Source organism: Neisseria sp. P0009.S007 (assembly GCF_051962515.1).
On sequence record NZ_JBQCVF010000659.1, the window covers coordinates 1 to 902 of the forward strand.

The following is a 902-nucleotide window of genomic DNA, read 5'->3' on the forward strand; positions in this document are numbered from 1 at the left end:
ATCCTGCTGCTTGACGAACCTTTGGGCGCACTCGATAAAAAACTGCGCCAACAAACCCAACTGGAATTGGTCAACACACTGGAACAAGTCGGCGTAACCTGCATCATGGTTACCCACGACCAAGAAGAAGCGATGACGATGGCTACCCGTATCGCCATTATGTCCGACGGCCAATTGCGCCAAGTCGGCACACCTAGTGATGTGTACGACTACCCTAACAGTCGCTTTACCGCCGAATTTATCGGCGAAACCAATATTTTTGACGGTGTCGTTGTTGACGACCGCGCCGATTTCTCTATCGTCAAATGTGACGGCTTGGAAAACCACGTCCGCATCGACCACGGCCTGGGCGTTCCGAACGAGCATGAAATCTGGATCAGTATCCGCCCTGAAGATATTGATTTGCATAAAGAAAAACCAGAACATTTGGGCGCACACAACTGGGCTAAAGGCACAGTCAAAGAAATTGCCTACTTGGGCAGCTTTGCGATTTACCACATCAAACTCGCCAACGGCCGTGTCGTCAAAAGCCAAGTTCCCGCACCTTATTGGTATGTGCGTAACATTACGCCACCGACTTGGGACGAGACCGTCTATATCAGCTGGCCTGAAAACCAACCTACGCCTCTGTACAGTTAATTTGAGGGAAATGCAATGGACCTTAAAAAACTGAAAAAGAAACTGTTTCGCCGTCCTGGACAGCGTGCAGTTATTGCCGTGCCGTATATTTGGCTTTTGATTCTGTTTCTGATTCCGTTCGCCATCGTATTGAAAATCAGCTTTGCCGAACAAGAAATCGCTATTCCGCCATTTACGCCGCTGACAACGATTGATGAAGACTTAGGCCGTCTGAACATTGCCATCAGCTATCAGAACTACGCCGACATCTTCCAAAACTTTTG

1 protein-coding gene and 1 pseudogene are annotated in these 902 nt (G+C 48.6%); both read left to right on the forward strand.

The window, feature by feature from the left end; translation table 11 throughout:
- Window positions 1-639: ABC transporter ATP-binding protein (locus ACTHS3_RS15495; RefSeq protein WP_440368440.1), on the forward strand; the 639-nt coding region annotated here is incomplete at its 5' end.
- Window positions 640-654: 15 nt separating this feature from the next.
- Window positions 655-902, forward strand: a pseudogene (locus tag ACTHS3_RS15500) (putrescine/spermidine ABC transporter permease); the annotation flags it as partial.